15 protein-coding genes are annotated in these 22057 nt (G+C 65.4%); 7 read left to right on the top strand and 8 right to left on the bottom strand.

All coding sequences use genetic code 11. The annotated features are described in order from the left end of the window. Positions 1–1470 precede the first annotated feature (1470 nt). The 4 genes from VH499_RS15815 to VH499_RS15800 are packed head-to-tail and all read left to right on the top strand — an operon-like array spanning position 1471 to position 7207. Complete coding sequence (locus VH499_RS15815) at positions 1471–3738, top strand: peptidase domain-containing ABC transporter (RefSeq protein WP_332053701.1); 2268 nt, start codon at positions 1471–1473, stop codon at positions 3736–3738. Further along, positions 3735–5141 carry an HlyD family type I secretion periplasmic adaptor subunit gene (locus VH499_RS15810; protein WP_332053700.1) on the top strand — a complete coding sequence of 469 codons (1407 nt, stop codon included), beginning with the start codon at positions 3735–3737 and terminating at the stop codon, positions 5139–5141. The genes VH499_RS15815 and VH499_RS15810 overlap by 4 nt, the downstream gene beginning before the upstream one ends. Continuing rightward, the gene (locus tag VH499_RS15805) at positions 5131–6969 is read left to right on the top strand and encodes a tetratricopeptide repeat protein (protein ID WP_332053699.1); all 1839 of its coding nucleotides are present in this window, start codon (positions 5131–5133) and stop codon (positions 6967–6969) included. Before VH499_RS15810 ends, VH499_RS15805 begins: the two co-directional genes overlap by 11 nt. A gap of 4 nt (positions 6970–6973) precedes the next feature. After that, positions 6974–7207 carry a hypothetical protein gene (locus VH499_RS15800; protein WP_332053698.1) on the top strand — a complete coding sequence of 78 codons (234 nt, stop codon included), beginning with the start codon at positions 6974–6976 and terminating at the stop codon, positions 7205–7207. Between the two features lie 145 nt (positions 7208–7352). Here the strand turns inward: VH499_RS15800 and VH499_RS15795 are convergent, their stop codons facing one another. The 6 genes from VH499_RS15795 to VH499_RS15770 form a co-directional block, all read right to left on the bottom strand. Beyond that, positions 7353–7850 carry a hypothetical protein gene (locus tag VH499_RS15795; protein ID WP_332053697.1) on the bottom strand — a complete coding sequence of 166 codons (498 nt, stop codon included), beginning with the start codon at positions 7848–7850 and terminating at the stop codon, positions 7353–7355. Between the two features lie 30 nt (positions 7851–7880). Continuing rightward, positions 7881–8537 carry a hypothetical protein gene (locus tag VH499_RS15790; RefSeq protein ID WP_332053696.1) on the bottom strand — a complete coding sequence of 219 codons (657 nt, stop codon included), beginning with the start codon at positions 8535–8537 and terminating at the stop codon, positions 7881–7883. Beyond that, complete coding sequence (locus tag VH499_RS15785; protein WP_332053695.1) at positions 8534–9562, bottom strand: TAXI family TRAP transporter solute-binding subunit; 1029 nt, start codon at positions 9560–9562, stop codon at positions 8534–8536. The genes VH499_RS15790 and VH499_RS15785 overlap by 4 nt, the downstream gene beginning before the upstream one ends. A gap of 50 nt (positions 9563–9612) precedes the next feature. After that, positions 9613–11160, bottom strand: coding sequence for a hypothetical protein (locus VH499_RS15780; protein WP_332053694.1), 1548 nt, complete (start codon positions 11158–11160; stop codon positions 9613–9615). A gap of 321 nt (positions 11161–11481) precedes the next feature. Further along, the gene (locus VH499_RS15775) at positions 11482–12426 is read right to left on the bottom strand and encodes a DUF2950 domain-containing protein (RefSeq protein ID WP_332053693.1); all 945 of its coding nucleotides are present in this window, start codon (positions 12424–12426) and stop codon (positions 11482–11484) included. Next, positions 12423–13733: a DUF3300 domain-containing protein gene (locus VH499_RS15770; RefSeq protein WP_332053692.1), complete on the bottom strand. Its 1311-nt coding sequence runs from the start codon at positions 13731–13733 to the stop codon at positions 12423–12425. Before VH499_RS15770 ends, VH499_RS15775 begins: the two co-directional genes overlap by 4 nt. Positions 13734–14105: 372 nt before the next feature. Here VH499_RS15770 and pflB point away from each other — a divergent pair, with 372 nt between their 5' ends. Genes pflB through VH499_RS15755 form a run of 3 tightly spaced genes read left to right on the top strand, consistent with a single transcriptional unit; the run spans position 14106 to position 18826 of the window. After that, complete coding sequence (pflB, locus tag VH499_RS15765) at positions 14106–16367, top strand: formate C-acetyltransferase (protein WP_332053691.1); 2262 nt, start codon at positions 14106–14108, stop codon at positions 16365–16367. Positions 16368–16378: 11 nt separating this feature from the next. Further along, positions 16379–17206, top strand: a complete 828-nt coding sequence (pflA, locus tag VH499_RS15760) for a pyruvate formate-lyase-activating protein (protein WP_332053690.1) — start codon at positions 16379–16381, stop codon at positions 17204–17206. 24 nt (positions 17207–17230) lie between these two features. Next, positions 17231–18826, top strand: coding sequence for an aspartate:alanine exchanger family transporter (locus tag VH499_RS15755; protein WP_332053689.1), 1596 nt, complete (start codon positions 17231–17233; stop codon positions 18824–18826). A gap of 3 nt (positions 18827–18829) precedes the next feature. Here the strand turns inward: VH499_RS15755 and VH499_RS15750 are convergent, their stop codons facing one another. Both VH499_RS15750 and VH499_RS15745 read right to left on the bottom strand, forming a co-directional pair. Beyond that, positions 18830–20233 (bottom strand): OprD family outer membrane porin, encoded by a 1404-nt coding sequence (locus VH499_RS15750; protein WP_332053688.1) that lies wholly within the window; start codon positions 20231–20233, stop codon positions 18830–18832. A gap of 38 nt (positions 20234–20271) precedes the next feature. Further along, positions 20272–21882, bottom strand: coding sequence for an L-serine ammonia-lyase (locus tag VH499_RS15745; RefSeq protein WP_332053687.1), 1611 nt, complete (start codon positions 21880–21882; stop codon positions 20272–20274). Positions 21883–22057: the final 175 nt, after the last annotated feature.

Genomic DNA, 22057 nt, shown 5'->3' with positions numbered 1-22057 from the left:
CCGGTTGCACCAGTGTTACCCGTAGCTCCGGTTACTCCGGTGGCACCAGTCGCGCCCGTTGCCCCAGTCGGGCCGGTAGCACCCGTGGCTCCAGTTGCACCTGTCGCGCCGGTTGCGCCAGTAGCCCCTGTTGAGCCAGTGGCACCGGTCCGACCGGTTGCTCCTGTCGCGCCAGTAGCTCCAGTGGCACCCGTCGCGCCGGTCGCTCCGGTTGCGCCGGTCGATCCAGTCGCCCCGGTGGCACCGGTTGCTCCCGTAGCACCGGTAGAGCCAGTAGCACCCGTTGCACCGGTGCTACCTGTTGCCCCAGTGGCGCCCGTAGCTCCGGTCGCACCTGTGGCTCCGGTTGCGCCAGTTGCTCCGGTCGCTCCTGTTGCACCAGTTGCTCCCGTCGAGCCGGTTGCCCCGGTTGCTCCAGTGGCGCCGGTAGCTCCAGTGCTGCCCGTTGCTCCTGTCGCACCCGTCGAGCCCGTTGCACCGGTCGAGCCGGTGGCTCCCGTGGCTCCGGTTGCACCAGTGGCTCCGGTTGCACCAGTGGCCCCGGTCGCGCCTGTCGCTCCGGTCGGTCCCGTTGCGCCAGGGTTCGCGACAACGGGGATGGTCCCACCCTGGACCGCGGTCGTACCCGTTGCGCCACCAACGACGGCGAGGGAGCCCGTGTCGCCCTGCTGGTTCGTCACTGTTACCGGCGAGGACAGACCGGCCGAGTCGAAGGCCTCGAACTGATAGTCTCCGACCGGCAGGTCGACCGTGAACGCGTAGTGCCCGCCGCCATCGGGCGCCGTGATCGGAGTCGCCTCGGTCGACCCGATGAGAACAAGGTTGCCGCCGACTATGTAGTAAAAATAGATCGTGCTACCGGGCGAGGCCGTGCCTGTAAAAGTAACCGCGCCATCGGGTGTCACAGGCATAGCATTTCTCCCCAACTCCACAGTCGACCACGTGCCGGCGAAGGTGTTGCCCACGCCCCGCGAGATCCCTTCGCCGATGTTCTGAAAATCGAGTTCGCCGTGACCGCTTGACTCGAAGCATCCTCCGACCCGCCCGGCGCCCCGGGGGCCTCGGCTGGTCCATTGGCTGCATCGAGCGTGGATTCGGGCATTCGATTCCGGCCGCAGGCTTGTCGTTTCGCTTCGAGCTCGCCACTTGCAGATGCAAGCGAACGCGCGTACCCGCCGTCAGCTTTCGCCAGACACGAGTATCGCCGACCCTCAACCGGCGATGGTGTGGACATCAATGTAACTTGGTGGACCCAATTCTAACTTGAGTGACCCATTCGAACTTTTGGTGACCCATGTGGATAAGGAGGCTTTTGCACGGGTGGGCATGCTGCCCGTGCTCGCAGTTGGCGCTAAATGATTGACAGGATTGCATGCTTCGCCACAGAATTCGTCCGCGGGACGGATCGACGAGCGCTGCCATAGTTGGGCCGGCGGGGCGCTATCGAGCGCCGCAAGATCGGAAGATTTTGTGAACCAGAGGTTGAACCTTCATATTGCTGCCACTGGCGAGCGACATGCCCCGGCGGTGACGCCTGCCGGCGAAGTGAACGACTTCGCGCGCGTGGATGCATTGATTGCGGTCGCCCGCCATCACGGGGTCGAACTCGATCGAGTGGGCCTGCGGGGCCAGATCGGCAGGGACTTTCCGTCACCTGCCGCGCTTGCCGCTTGGGCGCACGACGCCGGCCTGTGGGCCAGGGCCGCGCGGCTGCGCTGGCGCCATCTCATCCGCATGCGGACGGACGCACCGCTGGTGCTGTTGCTCGCCGATGGTGGCGCCGCCATCGTGGTCGGCCGCGACGCCAAGGCCGGGACGGTCTTGCTCAAGGATCCGCAGGTGCCCGGCGCCGAGCCGATCGCGGTCGACGAGTTGCGCCTCGGCAATGTCTGGCGCGGCGATGCCCTGCTGGTGCGGCGCGGCCGCGGGACGTCGGCCGACGAGGAGCCCTTCTCCTTCTGGTGGATCGCCCGCCTGGTGCTGCAGGAGCGCCGCAGCCTGCGCGAGATCACCGTGGCGTCGATAGGTCTCAGCGTCCTGCAGATCCTGCCGCCCTTCCTCATCATGATCGCCATCGACCGGGTGCTGACGCACCAGACCATGTCGACGCTGGTGATGATCTCGCTGATGCTCGTGCTCAGCACGGTGTACGAGACGTTGCTGGGCTATGCGCGGCGGGAAATCGTCGAAGTCACCTCGACGCGCATCGACGCGCGGCTGGCGTTGCACGTCTTCCGCCGCCTGCTTGCCCTTCCGGTCGACTTCTTCGAGCGCAACCCGACCGGCGAGACGACGCACAAGGTCGCCCAGATCTTCCGGATCCGCGATTTCCTGACGGGCAAGCTGGTCGGCACCTTCCTCGACGTGTTCACCCTGGTGGCGTTGCTGCCGTTCCTGTTCTGGATGAGCGCCACGCTGGCCTGGATGGTGCTCGCGGCGTCGACCGTGGTGGCGCTTGTCGTGATGGCCTTCCTGCCGGCGATCCGCCGCGTCTTCGCCCGCCTCATCGTCGCCGAGAACAGCAAGCATGCCGTGCTGGTGGAAACCGTGTACGGGATGCGGACCGTCAAGTCGCTCGGCATCGAGAAGGTGCGCAACGAGGAGTGGGATGCCCGGGTGGCCGAAGCCGGCAAGGCGCGGCTCGATGCGGGACGCATCTCGAACGTCGCCCAGACCGTCGTCAACCCGATCGAGGCATTCATCAATCGCGGTGTCCTGCTGGTCGGCGCCTACATCGTGCTCGTCGAGCCCGCGGGAAGCACCGGTATCACCGCCGGAGCTCTCATCGCCTTCATGCTGCTCGGCACGCGGGTCGCGAGCCCCTTGATCGGCCTGGCCAAGCTCATGCAGGATCTCGAGGAAGTCCGCATGTCGGTGCGCCAGGTCTCGGAGGTGCTCAACCATCCGACCGAAGCGGCGGCGATGCGTACGGGCGTCAGACCGAAATTCGAAGGCGCGATCGCCTTCCAGGACCTGACTTTCACCTACCCGGCGGCGAAGACGGCCGCCCTCGACCGCATTTCGTTCGAGGTTCCGGCTGGCACCATGCTCGGGCTCGTCGGCCGCAGCGGCTCGGGCAAGTCGACCATCGCGCGCCTGCTGCAGGGCATAAGCCGCGACTATGGCGGTTATCTCAAGATCGACGGAACGGATCTGCGCGAAATCAACCTCACGCATCTTCGCCGCAGCTTCGGCGTCGTGCTGCAGGACAACTTCCTTTTCCGCGGCAGCGTGCGCGACAACATCATCGCCGGCCGCCCCGGCTTGACCCTCGAGCATGCCATCCGGGCCGCGCGGCTCGCCGGCGCCGAGGAGTTCATCGAACGCCTGCCACGCGGCTACGAGAGCTGGATCGAGGAAGGCTCGGCCAATCTTTCCGGCGGCCAGCGTCAGCGCCTCGCCATCGCGCGCGCGCTCGTTTCCGATCCCCGGCTACTGATCCTCGACGAGGCGACCAGTGCGCTCGACCCGGAGAGCGAGGCCCTGATCAATGCCAATCTCCTGCGCATGGCCAAAGGGCGGACGATGATCATCGTCTCGCACCGCTTGTCCTCGCTGGTCGATTGCGACCAGATTCTCGTTCTCGACAAGGGAACGGTGGCGGACATCGGCCCCCACGAGGAGATCCTCGAGCGCTGCCCCGTCTATCGCGCGCTGTGGCAGCAGCAGAACCGCCACATGGATGGCGCGCAGCGGCGCTTGCTGAGGTCCGTCACCCCAGGGGAGCTTGCGCCATGAGCAGCACCGCGGTCGCCACGCGCGCGCTCCTGCCGACCCGCCGCCCGGCCGCGCACCGCGGCGGGATACCGATGGAGCTCCTGGAATTCGAGTCTCCGACGGCGGCCCTGATCGCCGCGCCCGTCAAGCCTGCCGCGCGCAGCATATTGTGGATCATCGTGTCGGCCGTCGTGGCGTCGATGGCGGTCGCCGCGCTGGTTCCGATCGACGCGGTCGTCACCGGTTCGGGTCGCGTCGTTTCGCTGCAGCCGACCAACGTCGTGCAGCCGCTCGAGACCGCGATCGTGCGCGCAATCAACGTGCGCGAAGGGCAGGTGGTGCACAAGGGCGACGTGCTGGCCCGTCTCGACCCGACCTTTTCCGGTGCCGACCTCACCGCGCTGCAGGCGCAGGTGAAGAGTTTCCAGGCCGAAGTCGACCGTCTTCGCGCGGAGGCGTCCGGCACGCAGTACCGGCCGACCGACGCCGACGCCTCGACCGAGGTGCAGGTCGCGATCTTCGGACAGCGCCAGGCGCAATACCGCTATCAGATCGAGAGCTACAACCAGAAGATCAGCGGCCTCGAGGCGCAACTCTCGCGCGCCGACCACGACATCAAGGCGTACAGTGAACGCCTCAGGATCGCCACGGAGCTCGAGACCAAGCGAAGGGAGCTGGAGCACCTGCAAATCGGCAGTCAGATGATCCGCATGGTCGCCGAGGATCAGCGCATCGAGATGCAGCGCAATCTCGCCGACGCCAGAAGCTCCGCCGAGCGTGCGCGGCGGGACCTCAGCCAGATGACGGCCGAGCGCGACAGTTTCGAGCAGAAGTGGAAGGCGCAGATCAGCGAGGACCTGACCACGCGCGCGCGCCTGTTGAGCGACGCGACCGAGAACCTGCGCAAGGCCGCGCTCCGCCGCGAGCTCGTCGATCTGCGCGCCGATCAGGACGCCATCGTGCTGACCGTCGCCAAGGTCTCCGTGGGGTCTGTGATGCAATCCGGCGACCCGTTGATAACGCTTGTGCCGAGCAACGCTCCGCTCGAAGTCGAGATGCCGATCCGCGCGTCCGATGCCGGCTACGTCCATCGCGGGCAGAAGGTCGCCATCAAGTTCGACACCTTCCCGTTCATCCAGTACGGCATGGCCGAGGGAACCGTTCGCATCATCAGCCCTGACAGCTTCACGGCCGGACAGGAGACGCAGCGCGAGAACCCGACCTTGCATACCGATGCCTCGGGCGTGTTCTACAGGGCGCGTGTTGCGATCAATGAAGTCAAGATGCACGACGTTCCCGGCGGCTTCCAGCTCAAGCCCGGCATGACCGTTACCGCCGACGTCAAGATTGGCGAGCGGAACTTGCTGACCTACGTCTTTGCCCGGATATTGCCTGTCGGATTCGAAGGAATGCGTGAACCTTGATTCCACAAGGTTTCACGACCGCAACCCGGAAATGAGCTTCGTCGACCGCCTGATCGCCCCTCTTTCGACCTCGGCCCGGGTACGGCTGGGAAACGATCTGCTCACCGCCGGCCGGGCGACCGAGGGCTTCCGCCAGCTTGCCCGGGCGGCCGTCGGCGGCTCGCCGGACGCACAGTATCGTCTCGGTCTCTGCTACCTCGAAGGCACCGGCGTGCCGCGAGCGGCCTCGGAGGCCGTCCGCTGGCTCGAGCGCGCAGCCGAGAGCGGTTCGGTGGACGGGCAATTCCAGCTCGCCTTGTTGCATCTCGGAGAGACAAGTGCATCGCGGCAGCCAGGCGGTCGAACTCGCTCGTTGTTCGAGCCCGAAGGTGCAACTTTCGAGCGCGATATCCCGACCGCGCTGAAGTGGGCCCGGCGCGCCGCCGAGGGCGGCTTGCCGGAAGGGCAAGCCCTTCTCGGCTACCTCCTCACCTTGGGCAGTGAGCCCAGCCTCGACGACGCGGAACGTTGGTACAGGCGCTCTTCCGAAGCCGACTGCGCGCAGGGGAACCTCGGCCTGGGGATGGCCCTGTTGCGCCGCGCGGAGGACGCGCGGTCCTATGGCGAAGCAGCCGGCCTAATCGGCAAGGCATCGACAGCAGGCCTTCCGACCGCACAATACATGATGGGCGTGCTGACCGAGCATGGAATCGGCATTGCCCGCGACGCCACTGCGGCGGCGCTGCACTACCGCCAGGCGGCAACAAGCGGCGTGCCGATCGCCCAAAGGCGTCTCGGGTTGGCCTTGATCAAGGGCCAGGGCGTGGAGCGCGATCTGATCGAAGGTGAAACATGGCTACGCCGAGCTGCTGTCGCGGGCGATGGCGCAGCCGCCGCCGAGATCGGGCATCTCTATGCACGTGGCGGAGAATTGCCGCCGAACTACGTCGAGGCGGCGGCCTGGTTCGAGCGCGCCGCCGACGCCGGCGATTCCGGCGCCGCGCGGGCGCTCAGTCAACTCTACTGGGTGGGCAACGGCGTGGGACAGGATCGCGAACGCGCGACGTTCTGGCTGCAGCGCGCCGCCGAACTGGGCAACGAGTCGTCGAAAGTGGACTTTGGCAATCTCGTGCTGCGCGGCGCGGCCGAGGGCGCCGATCCCGCCGCGGCCCGCCGATGGTTCCAGCAGGCAGCAGAGACCGGCGATCTCATCGCCGCCTTCAATTTCGGCGTCTGCTTTGCCGAAGGCGTCGGCGTCGAGCGCAACGACAGCCAAGCCGCCCTGTGGCTCAGCCGAGCGGCCAAGGGTGTCCCGATGGCGCAATACTGGTACGCGCGCGCCTTGATAGAGGGCCGAGGCGTCCCGGTAAACCTCGCCGAAGGGCGCATGTGGCTGAGGCGCGCAGCGGATGCGGAAATGGTGGAAGCGCAGGTGTTGCTCGGCGAGATGCTGGTGAATGGTCGCGGTGGCCCGGCCGACCATCGCGGGTCTCTTGTACTTTTCGAGAAGGCGGCTCGGCGGGGCCATGTGGGAGCGATGTTCGCACTTGGCGCGCTCTTTCACGGCGGGCATGACGTTGCGCCGAATCACAACCTCGCGCAGCGCTTGTTTCGCGAAGCGGCGGAACGCGGACACCCGCGGGCTCAACTGATGATCGGCCGTTACCTGCTGCGGGGCACCGCAGGCCACGTCGATCTTGCCGAAGCGCGACAGTGGCTCTCTGCAGCGCAAGATCAAGGCGTGCCGGAAGCGGCGCTGGACCTTGCCCGAATTTCCGGCGAACCGGACGCAAAGACCGACGACGGGCCAGCAAGCTCCGGTCTTGCAGAGATTGATTCAAAGAGGTGAAGCGATGACGGATGGATGGAAGATCAAGGTGACTGTGGAGGGGCAGCCTGCTCGACTGTACGCTGCGGCAGAAAGCGATCCGCGTCTGGCACTCGTCCTGGCGCAAAAGGCGCTGGGCGCATCGCTTCCGCGTGACCGCCTGGAAACTGCGGGCCAGATCTCCGCTCAGACGCTGGAGAAATTCGGCATCAAGAGCGGCGAGATCAAGGACGTGACCGAAAGCTCCGCCCACCTTTAGACGCTTATAGCTTTCGGTGGACGGCCACGCCCTCGGCGTCGTGCCCCGCAATCGCCGTATCGGCCGTTGCCCGATGCAGTCTCGTCGAGCAACTGGGCGTCGCTAGACTTGAAAGTGATTGCTCCAGCCGATCATCGGAAAGGCGCTAGGGCCGTACGTAGCTCCAGCCCTGCTCCTGCAGTTCCATGATCCGCACCATGCCGGACTTGACGAGAGTGGCCTGTGGAATGAGCGGAATCTCCTTCTCCTCGACCTTGCGCATGTTCTCCCGGGTGTTGCCGCAGGCCTTGAACGAGATTGCCGGCATCTTCTCGGCGATCGCCTTGATGCGTTCCTTCACGGGAGAGGTGTCATCACGCAGCATGTTCAGGCCCGGCCCGTAAGTGACGATCTCGATCTCCACCTTCTCGCCGAGGCTCTTGTAGTAGTGCTCGACGTTGGTCGCATTGTTGAGCGCGAGATTCATCATCGCCGCGTCGTTCACGTTCACCTGAAGAATGAGGCGATGATCCTTCTTTGCCACGCTGGGAACGGGCAGTGTCAATGCCGAGTGGGTGCTCTGTGTCGCTGCCGGCGGGGCGGCGAGCAACAATGCCACGACACCGACTGTCGCCGCCCGCATCATGTGTTCAGCCTTCATCATCATCCTCTCCTGTAGGTGGATCGTCGTTGATCATCGGTTGCGAGGAACGCTGGCGACGGTCGGCCATCTGCAGGGGCCAGCCAGCCGATCCAGCACGGTCTTCAGTCCGGCGAGGGCGTAGCGTCCCTCGACCGCTTCGCCCTGCCGGGTGGCGACTCGGAAGGTGATCTCGCCGCGCTCGGGCAGCGACGTGAGCAGAGGCACGACATCGAGCTTGAGGGCGAGTCCGGTTCCCGAGATCGGCGCGGCGGCGGCAACGGATACCGGCCGGGTGCCATTGACGGCGTAGGCGACAATGGAGTCCTCGGCGCGGCGTGCGAGCGCGCGGCCGTCTATGACGAGATCGGTGCGGCCGCCGCGGCATTGGATCGAGAGCTGCAGGGCGCCGCCGCCGGAAGCGCCCGCGGAGGAAATGCTGGCGATGACGATGGGCGTGTAGTCGAGCGGCGACGTCGTCTCGCTCACGATCCAGTCGTCGGCCGCCGCTTCCGGCGCCGCCGGAGCTGACGCCGCCTGTGGCGGGGGTGCGAGGTCATGCGCGAGCTTCTGCAGGCATTCCAGCTGCTCGGCCTGGGCGAGCTGCGTGCAGGCGCGCAGCTTGTCCATCGCGTCGCCGGCGTCCTGGGCCAGCGATCCATGGCCCGCGATCGCGAAGGCCAGGGATGCGGAGATCGCGACGGTCTTCATCGTCTCTCTGCCGACTTGCGGGTTTGCCGGTCGAGCCATTCCTGCGTGGCCGGAAAGCGGCTGAGCCCCGGAACCGTGGCGGCAAGATTGATCGTCTGCCACTTGCGGTCGAAGCCTGGACCCTGGAGCTTGTCGATCCGGCTGAAGAGATGCTCGCTGAAGCGGGCGACGCGCAGATAGCGATTCGAGTTGACCGGCCAGTTGTAGGCGACGAGCGCCGTCGGCACGGCGATGGTCGAAACCCGCTCGCCCGGCTTGATGAGGGCAGGATAGTCGCTCGCCTCCAGCGTCGCCGGCAGATAGTAGTCCTCGAAGGCGTTGCCGAAGGCCAGTGGCAGGAACTTGAAGCCGGGCTCCCACTGGCCCTTGATGAACGCGTCGACCGGCTTGGAGGTGATGAACACCACCGCGGCGATCTCGCCGCCCTTGCGCATCTGTTGCAGGGCTACCTGGTGTGGAATGAAGGTCTTGTCGATGTTGATGCCGAGCCGGCTGAAGATCAGCGGACCGGAATATGCGGCGGCCGTGCCCTGGGTGTTGAAGTTCACCTTCTTGCCGGCCAGGTCCTGCAGGCTCTGGATCTCGGGTCGCACGAAGATGTGCAGTTCCGACGGGAAGAGACTGAGCAGGTAGGTTATGTGCTTGCGGATCTCCGGGAACTCGATCTTGTATTCCTCGAGCGCGTCGGAATTGATGATCGCCAGATCGACGCCGCGCAGATAGAGCAGCGAATTCATGTTCTCGGTGGCGCCGCGCGTGACGATGGGCAGGACATGCAGGTTGTCGCCGTCATCGACGATGCGCGCCATCTCGGCCGCCAGACGCAACGGCGCGCCCTCGATCAGTCCGGCGGCCAGGCCGACCGTCCAGGCGTTCATCTTCTCCTGCTGCTGCTCGTAGGTCGGCGGTCGCCTCGCCGCGGCGGCCTGTGCCTGCGCGGCGACCTCGCCCGGTGCCAGCGCCAGGGCAACCGGCGCCACGATCGTCAATACGTACAAGATGGGTCCGGCAAACTTCGTGAACATGATGACCTTCCTTCGTCCGACTTCGAGTCGCTCCCCGAGAAGCACGCCCTTTACTGACCCAACGCGTTCAATCGATCCTTCGCCTCCTGCACACCGCCCGTCAGCGCCTGGCCGTAGAGCTCACGGGCTCTGGCGGTGTCGCCTTGCGTGCCGAGCGTCCCCCATGCGGACAGGCTGAGCGGGTCGTACGTTTCGGCGAGTGCGAACAGCGCCTGCGCGTTGCCGAGCTCGGCCGCGCGGTCGAGCACAATCCGCGCGGCGCCCACATTGCCCTCGATCAGCAGCCGGCTGGCGCGTGCCATCAGGCGGTCCGTTTCCGGATTTGTGCGTCCTTCCTGCGCTGTCGGCCGCGGCGTCATCGTCGCCGGCTTGCTCTCCGTCGGCCCTGCGGCAATCGGTGGCTTGCTGTCGCCGGCCGGAAGCGGAGTTGTCGCAGGCCTGTCGGTAACCGACGCCAACGTGACGCCAGTCGAGGCCGACGATTTGGGCAGGGACACGGCGTTGCCTTCGCGATCCGGCGCTGCATCCCGACCTGCCGCGAGTTTCTCCTCGAGCTTCTGGTTGCGAGCACGTTCCTGTACCAGCGACTCTTGATACGCGACCGCCGACGCTTCCGATTCCTTGAGCGCCTGCCTCAATATCGCCAACTGCTGATCGTCGGCCTTTGTGTCGCGAGCCTCGGTCACGGCCGTCGTCTGCGTCTCCAGTTGGTGTCGTGCCATCGCCAGGTCGCGTGCGAGTTTCTCGGCTTTGTCCCGCTCCTCCTTCAGCGCCTGCTCGAACTCGGCTGCCGAACGTTCCGCGCTTTGCTGACGGCGCAAGGCGTCGTCGCCGAGCCTGGCGGATGCGGCAGCTTGCGCCTCGCTCTGGCGGCGCGCCGTGGCGAGATCAAGCGCCAATGCTTCGGATCTGCCACGTTCTTCCCGCAGCGCCTGCTGCGCCGTCGCCGCCGTGCGTTCCACCGCCTGCTTGGCTTGGGCTGCCTCGCCTCCCGCCCCATGCGCCAGCGCCTTCTGAGCTTCAACCTCGCGCAGCGCGGCTTCGAGATCCCGCGCCAGGGCTTCGGCCCACGCGCGTTCGGCCTTCAGCGCCTGCTGTGCCGACGCCGCACCAGGTTCCATTGCTTCTTTGGCTTGCGCCGCTTCGTTACCCGTCTTACGCGCCGTTTCTCCTCGGGTCTCGCGCCGTGTGTCCACGACGTCGCGCGTCGGAGTCCCGACCGTATCCCGTGCCTGCTTCGAGGCTTGCTCGCGGGTCGCCGGGGCTGGTTCGCGTTGCATGGCGTCCAAGCGCTCGTGCGGCGATATCCGACCGGCCTGCAGTGCGCCGTCAGCGGCTCGCTTCGCCGCCGCCTTTGTCGCTTCAACGTGACTGGCATAGAGAAACGAGCCGGCGCCCACACCGGCGAGCAGGAACGCAGTGATCAGGCCAATGTTGGGGCGCTGCAATGCGCGGAAGAAGATTTTGCTCGATATCCCACGCATCCGCGCTGCTTTGGACGTCCCGCGCCGGGTGTAGAAAGCGCCGTTGCCGCCGTCCATTCTGTCGCCGCGACGGGGCGGGTCAGGACCCAACTCCGAATGGCCGTTGTCGGTCATCTCGAACCTCGACCGAGGTTACTGCACCTTGACAACAGAAAGCGCAGTTCTGACCGTTTTGCTTTAGGATATTGGCGGTACCTCTCTCGCGACAGAGGCTCATGCTACAGCGCTATTGTCACAGGAGCGGGAATGGCGTGCTGCAGTACTCTAAGAAGAGAACCGGAGCGCGGCCCTCCGAAGGCAGAGTCGTCAGCTTCGAGAATGCCTTCGAGGCGCGCGCCGTGCGTGCGCTCAACGCCATCGCCCGCGCGACGACCAGGGCTGCGACAGTCGGCAGAGCCGCCTACGCGGCTGCGCGACCGGGCGTTTGCATCCAGGTCATGGCGGCGCCATGTCCGACTTTTCCCAGTCCTTGCCTGGATTGAATAGCGTAATGGCGGCAGCCCGTCGGGCCGTATCGGGTCCCAGGTCCTGCTCATAGACGTCGCCTGAGTGACTGACCATGAACGTCATCACGCCCGTCTCGCCATAGCGCACCGGCCAAGCGATGGCAGCGAAGCCGCCGATCATCCGGCCATTGACGATATAGCTGTACGCCCCGCCCGGAGCATCGGGCCCTTGGCCGTAGAGCAAGCGATAGTAGTAGCCGTAGTACCCCTCGTCGGGACCGTTCTCGCGCTGCGCCTTCGCGATGAGCGGCCCCAGCGGACTTTCCGGTTCACCGGGCTTGGTCTCCCAGTAGAGGCCATCCTTCTTGCCCGGCGTGCTCAGGAGACGGCGCGCGTAGGTTTCGATTCCCGTCTTCATCGGGTCCATGGCGGAGTAGTCGCGCTGTGCGTCGACCAGCGCCAGCAGGCTCTGCACGACCCTGAGCTCGTTGCGGCCGATGAAGCGGGCCTGGATTTCCTTCAGGCCTTCCCCGACATCGAAGCGCCAGGCATCGCCCTGCTTGACGATCGGAATGGCCATGAGGAACCCGGTCTTGCCGACTTCGATCTGCGCCTTTTCGCCGCCGGAAAGGACGATCTTGTGTCCCTCGTCCCACGCGGCGAGATACTTGGCGCGCGTCTCGTTCTCGTCCTCTCTGGTGCCCGGCACGAGATCACGCCAGCCTGCGCCCAGGATGGCCGATACCGTCTTGTCGTCATCCTTTCGGAGCGCTTCCGTCAGAGTCTCGGCCGCCGCTTCAGGCGTGGAAAAGGTCTGCTGCTCGGGTGGCGGCCCGGATGGCTGAGGCGCCGGCGTCTGGGCCTGCGCGCCCAGCAACACGAAGGCCATGCAGGCGCACGCGAGAAATACACGTCGAATGAACGCCGCGCTCATCGCCGTCCTCCGCCTCCACCGCCGGGACGGCCTCCGCCTCCACCGCTGGGACGGCCTCCGCCTCCGCCACCGGGACGGCCTCCGCCTCCACCGCTGGGCCGACCTCCTCCGCCACCGGGGCGTCCACCGCCGCCGCCATGGGCGCCGGCGCGGTTCATCTGCTGGCGGCCCCGGGCCGCCTCGCGGTTTACTTGCTGGCCGCGATTGGCGCCATTCAGTGCGCCGGGGCGCTGGTTGCCAACCCCTTGTGCCGGCCGCTGTTGAACCCCGCCACCGGGTCTCTGCACCGCACCTCCGCCGCCCGGCCGTTGTCCCGCGCCTGGCCCCCCTCCTGGCCGTTGCCCCGCGCCTGGGCCGCCTCCTGGCCGCTGCACCCCACCACCGGGGGCGCCGCCGGGACGCTGACCTCCCTCGGGACGGCCGCGAAATTCATTGCGTTGCGCGGCGCCCGGCCGTTGCTGGCCAAATTGCTGGCGCGTGGCGGCGTCGCGATAGCCGACGCCCTTGCGATGCTCAGGACGATGCTGCCACTTGCCGTCGCGGTCGATCCTGTTGCGATCGAAATTGCGGTCGATGTTCACCGCGCGATTGACATTGACGTTAGCGTAGGAGTTGCCACGGCCGCCCCAGTTCCAACTGCCGAACATCGCCCCCGCGGCAGCAAAGCCGATGCCCCAAAACATACCCTGCAGCAGAGCCCCTCCCAACGGGTACCAAACCGGCGGATATGCGGGATAGGGCCAAGAGCCATAGGCCCAACTCGGATTGTAGGACGGTACGTAGATCACCTGCGGATCGGCTGGCTCAATCAGGTATTGCACATTGTCACCCGAGCCCTGTGTGGTGACAGTCTGCTGCGGCGTGTTCTTCAAATTGCCGGACGCCGAAGCCATGGCGCGCAACCGCTGGATCGAGTCGGCTACGTCCGCCTGCTGCCCGATCATGGCGTCGCCCAGCTTCTGGGTCCAGTCGAGATGCTCATTCATCTGCGACAAGACATCCGGGAAGGCCACGAGGGATTTCACGCTGACGTCCCATTCCTTGTCCTTCACCGCCGTCACGGCGGCATCGCCCTTCAGCGTCGGGTTGGCTTTCGACCAGCGCGCCGCATCGACGACCTCCAGGGGATAGCCGGCCGCCATCAAGATCTGCGACAGCAGAGCGTCGGGATAAAGCGCCACCGGCGCCAGCATCTGGTCGAGTTCCTCGGGCTTGAACTTGGGTTTGTCCGTTTGCGCGCCGACGGGACGGGCGCGGCCGATAGCCAGCAGCAAAATCGACGCCGCCAGCAAAGCGCGCCGCTTCATTGCGACTCCCTCAATCTGCCGATCAACTCCGATCCAGCATGCCGCGAGCGGCGCAGGCGCGCGCCGCCGCGCCGCGAAAGCTGCGGCGCAGATTCGAATGCGCGCAACCCGCTCGCTATCCAATGCGCCATCACTTGTGCGCATCGAAAGACGATATCGCTGCATGGCGTCATCCTGGTGCCTGCAATCGCCTCCTCTCGTGCTAGCACCATGCTAACCGCATCGCGCCTCCACGCGACTTGATAAAAATCAAGCCGAGTCGCCTCTTGCCGCTGCTATGCTGTCAAAACCGGCAATAAAGAAAGCGGACCGGTACGCGATTGGCGTTCCCCGCTTCTCACCTGCTGCGATGCCAATCGCAGGGAGGGACACATGGATGGTCCGGAAGCTCACGTCGACGAACGCCAAGGACAGGCATGGCGTACCTTTGAAGCGGGTCGCTGGCAGAGCGCCATCGACCTGCGCGATTTCATCATCCGCAATGTGACGCCCTACCAAGGCGATGATTCATTCCTGGTTGGCGCATCGGCGCGTACCAAGGCGGTATGGGACAAGCTGCGGCCCTACTTCGAGGAGGAGCGCAAGAAGGGTGTGCTCGATGTGGACGCCGCCCATCCATCGACCATGCTCGCCCATCCGGCCGGCTGGATCGATCGCGACAACGAGGTGATCGTCGGCCTGCAGACGGACAAGCCCTTCAAGCGCGCCATCTTCCCGTTCGGCGGCTTGCGCATGGTAGAGGCGGGGCTCAAGGCCGCGGGCTTCGAGCCCGACCAGACCGTGCACCAAATCTTCACCCGCTACCGCAAGAGTCACAACGACGGCGTATTCGACGTCTACACGCCGGAGATCATGCGGTGCCGACGCAGCCACATCATCACCGGCTTGCCCGACGCCTACGGCCGCGGCCGCATCATCGGCGACTACCGTCGCGTGGCACTCTATGGCGTCGACCGGCTGCTCGCCGCAAAGCGGACCGAGCGGGCACAGCTCGACGACATGTGGGCGAACGAGGACGTGATCCGCCTGCGCGAGGAGCTGGCCGAGCAGACGCGCGCGCTCAGTGACCTGGCCGCGATGGCCAAGCGCTACGACTGCGACATCACGCGTCCCGCTGAAACTGCCCGTGAGGCGGTGCAATGGACTTATTTCGCCTATCTCGGCGCCATCAAGGAGGCCAACGGCGCTGCCATGTCGATCGGGCGGATTTCCACCTTCCTCGACATCTACATCGAGCGCGACCTGCGCGAGGGCTCGCTGGACGAGATCGGAGCACAGGAGCTGATCGACCAGCTGGTACAGAAGCTCCGCATTGTGCGATTCCTGCGCACACCGGAGTATGACGCGCTGTTCAGCGGCGATCCGTACTGGGCGACCGAGTGCATTGGCGGCATGGATCTTGACGGCCGTCCGCTGGTGACGCGCAGCAGCTACCGCATGCTGCATACGCTGACGACTCTCGGCCCGGCGCCGGAGCCGAACATGACCGTTCTCTGGTCTCACAATCTGCCGGCCGCATTCAAGCGCTATTGCATCCGGCTCAGCCGCGACACTTCATCGATCCAGTACGAGAACGATGACCTGATGCGGCCCTACTGGGGCGACGACTACGGCATCGCCTGCTGCGTATCCTCGATGCGGCTTAGCAAGCAGATGCAGTTCTTTGGCGCGCGCGTCAACCTGGCCAAGACGCTGCTCTATGCCATCAACGGTGGCCGCGACGAGCTCAGCGGAGACCAGGTTGCCCCGGTCACGGCGCCGGTGACGTCTGATACGCTCGACTACGACGAGGTCTTTGCCAAGTTCGATGCCACGATGGAGTGGCTGGCACGTACCTATGTCCATGCCTTGAACTGCATCCATTACATGCATGACAAGTATTTCTATGAGCGGCTGGAGATGGCGCTCCATGACCGCGACATCCTGCGCACGATGGCGTGCGGCATCGCCGGCCTCTCGGTCGCCGCCGACAGTCTCTCGGCCATCAAGTACGCCAAGGTCCACGTCGTGCGCGACGACAAGGGGCTCGCCGTCGACTACCGCATCGAGGGCGACTTTCCGAAGTACGGCAACGCCGATGCGCGCGTCGACGACATCGCGGCCGACCTGGTGTCGCGGTTCATGGCCAAGGTGCGCAAGCACCCGACCTACCGCAACGCGACCCATACCCAGTCCGTGCTCACCATCACCTCCAACGTGGTGTACGGCAAGCATACCGGGGCCACGCCCGACGGCCGGCGCAAGGGCGAGCCGTTCGCGCCCGGAGCCAATCCGATGCATGGTCGCGATACCCATGGCTGGCTGGCCTCCTGCATCTCGGTCGCCCGGCTGCCCTACGCCGATGCGCAGGACGGCATCAGCTACACCGTCTCGATTGCGCCGAGCCTCACGCAGCGCGACGGGGAAGCGAGCATCGACAATGCCGTCAAGGCGTTCGACGCCTACTTCGGCCAGGGCGGCTTCCATATGAACTTGAACGTGCTTTCGCTCGACACGCTCAAGGACGCCATGGAGCACCCGGAGAAATACCCGCAGCTCACGATCCGCGTTTCCGGCTATGCGGTGAACTTCGTGCGCCTGACCCGCGAACAGCAGCTCGACGTCATCCATCGCACCTTCCATCAAAGCTACTGAGGGAGGGGCCGGTGTCGGAGCAGGGGATGGTCGATGTCGGCAGTCGCTACGACCTGCGCGTAGCAAAATCTCCCGATGCGCCCGAGACTGCCGGCTTCGAAGGCCAGGAGAAGAGTTTCGGCTGGATCCATTCCTACGAGACAGGGTCGACCGTCGACGGCCCTGGCGTGCGCATCGTCGTATTCATGTCCGGCTGCCTGTTGCGCTGTCAGTTCTGCCACAATCCGGATACCTGGCATCTCAAGGACGGTGCGCGCATTGAACTCGCCCATGCAGTGCGGCGCCTGGGGGACTTCGCCCCCATGCTGCGAGCCATGGGGGGCGGCCTCACCATTTCGGGCGGCGAGCCGTTGGTCCAGACGGCATTCACCGGCGCCCTGCTCGCGGCGGCCAAGCGCATGGGCCTGCATACGGCGATCGAGACCTCCGGCTTCCTCGGCGAGCGCGTGTCGGACGAGTACCTCGCCAACCTCGATCTCGTCATCCTCGACATCAAGAGCGGCGATCCCGAGCTCTACCGGCGGCTGACGTCGGCCGACCTCGAGCCCACGCTGAGGTTCGCGCGCCGCCTCAACGCCATGGGCAAGCCCATGTGGGTGCGCTTCGTGCTGGTGCCGGGACTGACCGACGACCCGGTCAACATCGGGACGGTGGCGAAGTTCGTGGCGCCCATGAAGAACGTCGAGCGGGTCGAGATACTGCCTTTCCACCAGATGGGCGCGTTCAAATGGAAGACGCTGGGTCTCGCCTACGTGCTCGAGAGCACCCCTCCTCCGACGGACGCGCAGGTGCAGGCGGGCTTGAAGATCTTTCGCGACGCCGGCTGCCGGGCGAGATAAGAGCAGGGTCGGGGGAGACGTTGTGTGGTTGATGCCGTTGCCGAGCTGATCGGCTCACAGCCGATCCTTGCCCTGTTTCTCGCCGTCGGCGTCGGCTACGCGGTCGGCCAGCTCAGCGTCTTCGGCTTTTCGCTCGGCATCGGAGCGGTGCTGTTCGTCGGCCTCGCCATCGGTGCCTTTGCGCCCGAGGCGCAGATCGCGGGTCCGATCGGACTGATCGGGCTGGTGATGTTCCTCTACGGCATCGGCACGCTGTACGGCCGGCAGTTCTTCGAGGGCCTGTCGGGACCGGGACGGCGCTACAATCTCCTGGCCTTCGTCGCAGTCGTGGCGGGGCTCCTGGTCGCACTCGGGCTCGGCCACGTGTTCCACATCGACGACGCGCACGTCCTCGGGATCTTCGCCGGCTCGATGACCAGCACGCCGACCTTGCAGGCCGCGCTCGACGTCTTCGCCAACAAGGAGCCCTCGATCGGCTATTCGGTCGCCTATCCCTTCGGCGTCATCGGCCCCATCCTCTGCTTCTACTTCCTGACACGCGCCGTAAAGCCGGCGTTCCCGCCGCCGGCCGCCCGCTTCCACATGGCCGAGATCACCATCGAACGGCTGCCCGTCGGCGGTGCCACCCTGGGCGAGGTGAAGAAGGTCCTGCCGGCCGGCGTGCAGGTGTCGATCGTGCGCCAGCGGCATCAGAATCGTCTGCCGGAGGACGACATCGTGCTCGAGCCCGGCGATGGTCTTTTGATCGCCGCCACCACCAAGTCCAGCGTCGCCGAAACGGAGGAAATACTCGGCCGGCTCGATCCTAACCGGCTGGCGAAGGATCGCAGCGACCTCAGCTATCAGCGCCTGTTCGTCTCGAGGGCGAACCTGACCGGCGTGCCGCTCGCCGAGCTGACGATGCCGGCGGGCTACCCGATGCACATCCTGCATCTGAGGCGGTACGACGCCGACATCGTGCCGAGGCCCGAAGCGACCCTCGAGATCGGCGATCGAATCGGCGTGCTGGTGCCGCCCGACCATATCGCCGACGCGCGGGCGTTCTTCGGCGACAACCTCAAGTCCACCGCCGAATTCAGCTACATCTCCCTGGGATTCGGCATGGTGCTGGGCGTGCTGCTCGGCGAGGTGCCGATCCCGCTGCCCGGCATCGGAACGGTAAGCCTGGGCATCGGCGGCGGACCGCTGATCGTGGCGCTGATCCTCGGAAAACTGCGGCGGACCGGCCCGATCAGCTGGGTGATGCCGCTGCCGGCGAACATCGTGTTGCGCAATTTCGGGCTGACATTGTTCCTGGCGACAGTGGGCATCAACTCGGGCCAGGCTTTTGCCACGACCGTGGCCCAGACCGGACCGACGATGCTGCTGGTCGGCGCGGTGGTGATCCTGACCACGGTGCTCATCGTGCTGCTCGCCGGCCGCTACCTGATGCGTATTCCGTTCGACGATCTGCTGGGCGTCGCCTCCGGCGCCACCGGCAATCCGGCCATCCTCGTCTATGCAAGCCGGATGGCGCCGACCGACCGGACCGATATCGGCTACGCCATGATCTTTCCCTCGGCGACCATCGTGAAGGTGATCGCCGTACAGGTCGTCGGCATGATCATGATGGCCGGCTGACCATCAGTAGAGCTTGACGGTGTAGTTCAGAATGAGGCGGATCTCGTCGACCGTCGTGTGCACGCCGTTCTGGTCCGTCGCGGAGAAGCCGTAGCGTGCGCGCAGCCACAAGCCCGGCAACGGCTTCCACTGCGGACGCCATTCCAGATTGAAGTCCCACTCGTACTCGTTGAGCGGACCGCCGGCGGCGGCCGCCGTCGTCCAGCCATTGAAGTAGAAGACCGATGCCGCCACGCCGGGCACACCGATCGGCGCGAGGCCATAGGACAAGCCCACCATCACCGTGTTCTCGCCGGCCCGGTTGAAGGCCTGGATCTGCGCGTCCGTGTAGAAGGGATTGGCGCTCCAGGGCGTCTGCATGTTGAAGCCCGGATTGACCACGCTGTAGGCGGCCGTGAGGATCGCCGTCTTGTAGCCGAGCTGCACCTGGGCGCCGAACTGGTTGGTGCCAAAGGGATTGCCGCCGTTCAGCAGGTTGGCGCCGGTGCTGTGCTGGTCGGCGAATTGCAGCGCGAGGGCGGCATTCCAATCGGGCGCCAGACCCACACCGTATTTGCCCTCGCCGTACATGATGTTGATCGTATCCTGGGTGTAATACTCGATGCCGCCGATGCGCAGTGGCCCCCAGCTGAACATGCCACCAAAGACGCCAGTGCCACGGTCCTCGTCGGCCCCGGCCGAACGCGACATCGACACGAAGTCCGTGGCGTTGCGATCCTTCATCGCGGCGATGTAGCCGCCGCCGTAGCGGAACGAGGGCCCGCTCTCCGGGTTGCCGAACACTCCGTGCAGCACATAGCCGTAGAACGTCTTGGGCGACATGCGGTTGTCCTGCGGCCCCATGAAGGGCGTGTCGTACAGATAGCGCCCGGCGATGATCTCGTGGTCGTCAGTGATGTGGACCTTGCCGTAGAGCTGGCCAAGCACGCCGTATTGCTGCTGGCCCGGCGCCAGCAGACCGGTGCCGTCGTGGTCGAGCGGAGCGTAGACCGGAAACGAGGTGTAGAGGACAAGGCCGCCCGAAATGAGGTCGAACAGCCGGCCCGTTTCAAAGGCGAAGGAGCCACCCGCGGCCCACGCCTCTTTCCAGGTGGCTGATCCGGGAGTGTTGTTGGTGACCTCGTCGCGATAGTAAGTGCGGAAGTTGAAGGCGGCTTTCGAATCGCGCAAGAACGCAGGCGCGTCCTTCAGTTGCTCGCGGATCTGGGGAAACATCGTAAGCTCGGCCGGCGACGGCGGCAGCGCGAACGTGCGCTCGATGGCGGTCAGGCTGTCCTTGACCGTCTCGGGAATCGGGTCTTCCTGCTTCGCGCTCTGGGCAAATGCCACCGTCGCCAGAAAGCCGGTCACCAGGCCGACCAGGGCCGCCGCCAGCGAGCGACCGCCCTTCTTGGTGAAGCGGTTCACAGCCTCCTCCCCCGATTCTTGGTCTTGATTGCGTCGCCTCAGCAGAGGACCAGATTGGCCGCCAATCCCGCCTCGCTGGTCTCCTTGTACTTCGAATTCATGTCCTTGCCGGTATCGGCCAGACTCTTGATCGTCGTGTCGAGATCGACGCGATGGCGCGAAGCGATCTCGTTGGTCGCGATCATGAAGGCAACCCACGCCTTCACCGCCCCGAAGGCGCAGCGCTCGATGCAGGGCACCTGGACGTAGCCTGCGACCGGATCGCAGGTCATGCCGAGATGATGCTCGAGCGCCGATTCGGCGGCATTCTCCAGAACCTGGGCCGAACTGCCCATCACCTGCGCGATCAGCGCGGCCGACATGGCCGACGCCACGCCGATCTCCGACTGACAACCGCCCTCGGCAGCGGCCAGGGTGGCGTTGTGCTTGCAGAGATAGCCGACGGCAAGGCCCGCCAGCATGCCTTCGCGCATCTTCTCCCTGGGAATCTTCCGAGGACCCTCGAGAAGCGCATAGACGATCGCCGGCATCACGCCGGCCGAGCCACCGGTCGGCGCAGTGATGACCAGATGGCCGCGCGCATTCTCCTCGGAAGCGGCAAGCGCGAATGCCGACACCATGGCGATGGCGCGATCGCTCTCGTACTTGTCGTCCTGGGCGCGTTCCCAGACCGTCGCCGCCTTGGTCTGAAGCTTGATCGGTCCCGGCAACACGTCGTCCTTTATCGACAGCCCGGTCTTCACCGTCGCCACCATGGCGTTCATGATCTTGTCGAGGAAGGCATTGACGTCCGCCTCGCTCTTGCCCGAGATCGAGGTCTCGTTGGCCATGATCACATGCGCGATGCTGAGATTGTTCTTCTCGGCGTGCTGGCGCAGCTCCTTCATGCTCGCGTACGGGTATTTCGGCGGATTCTTCTTGGGTGGCTGGTAGCCCTTCCATTCGATGAAGCCGCCGCCAACCGAGTAGTACTCCAGTTCGTACACGGACTGGTTGTCCGGGCCGAGGAGCTTGCAGACCATCGTGTTGGGGTGATGGAAGTCGCCCTTCGTCGAATCGTAGACGACGTCGGCCAGCGACAGGTTGAAGGTCTTGGCACCGAGCTTCAGCGGGTAGAACTGGGACGGCTTCTGGCGCATTTCGTCGAGGAACAACGGATCGACGGTCGCCGGCTCCTTGCCCAGCAGGCCCGCCAGGGCGGCCCGCTCGGTGCCGTGGCCCTTGCCGGTGGCGCTGAGACTGCCGAACAGATGCACCTTCAATCCCGTCGCCTTTGCCTGCTGGTCGGCCGGAAGCTTGGTGCAACGCTGGTAGAAATCGTAAGTGATGCGCATCGGCCCGATCGTGTGCGAGCTCGAAGGTCCGGGACCGACTTTGTAGAACTCGTCGGCCAAGGTCATGACCGGGCCTTTTTCGGCCTTCACGACCTCGAGGTCGGGCGAAAGCCGCGAACCGAGCCCGGGGACTCCGGATTCTTTCGCCGCCTGCTGAGCGCGCGCTTGAGGCGTCCAGCTCGCGCCCGTCAGCGCCGCCGCGGCGCCAATCACGGCGCTGCGCATCAGAAAGGCGCGGCGATCGACATTCGCCGGGATGCGCGATACCTCGGTGGGAAACGCAAACGCATCGTCGAACCTGTCCGGGGTGTCCATGATAGTTACCTCCCGATGACGCCACCGCATTTGCGGAAGAACCTGGACATTCTAAGACCAACAAGCGCATCGCCTGTTGATTTTAGTCAATAGGTCGTTAATCGGTTGCGGGCCTCACGACATGTTTGGCGATCGAACCCCTGCCCCGACGCGCCTCTGGCCGCGTCGCTTCCTT

Origin of the sequence: Reyranella sp., from assembly GCF_036558665.1 — a bacterium.
GTDB lineage: Bacteria > Pseudomonadota > Alphaproteobacteria > Reyranellales > Reyranellaceae > Reyranella.
The sequence above is the reverse complement of the archived record's forward strand: the minus strand, read 5'-3'. Positions and strand labels throughout refer to the sequence as shown.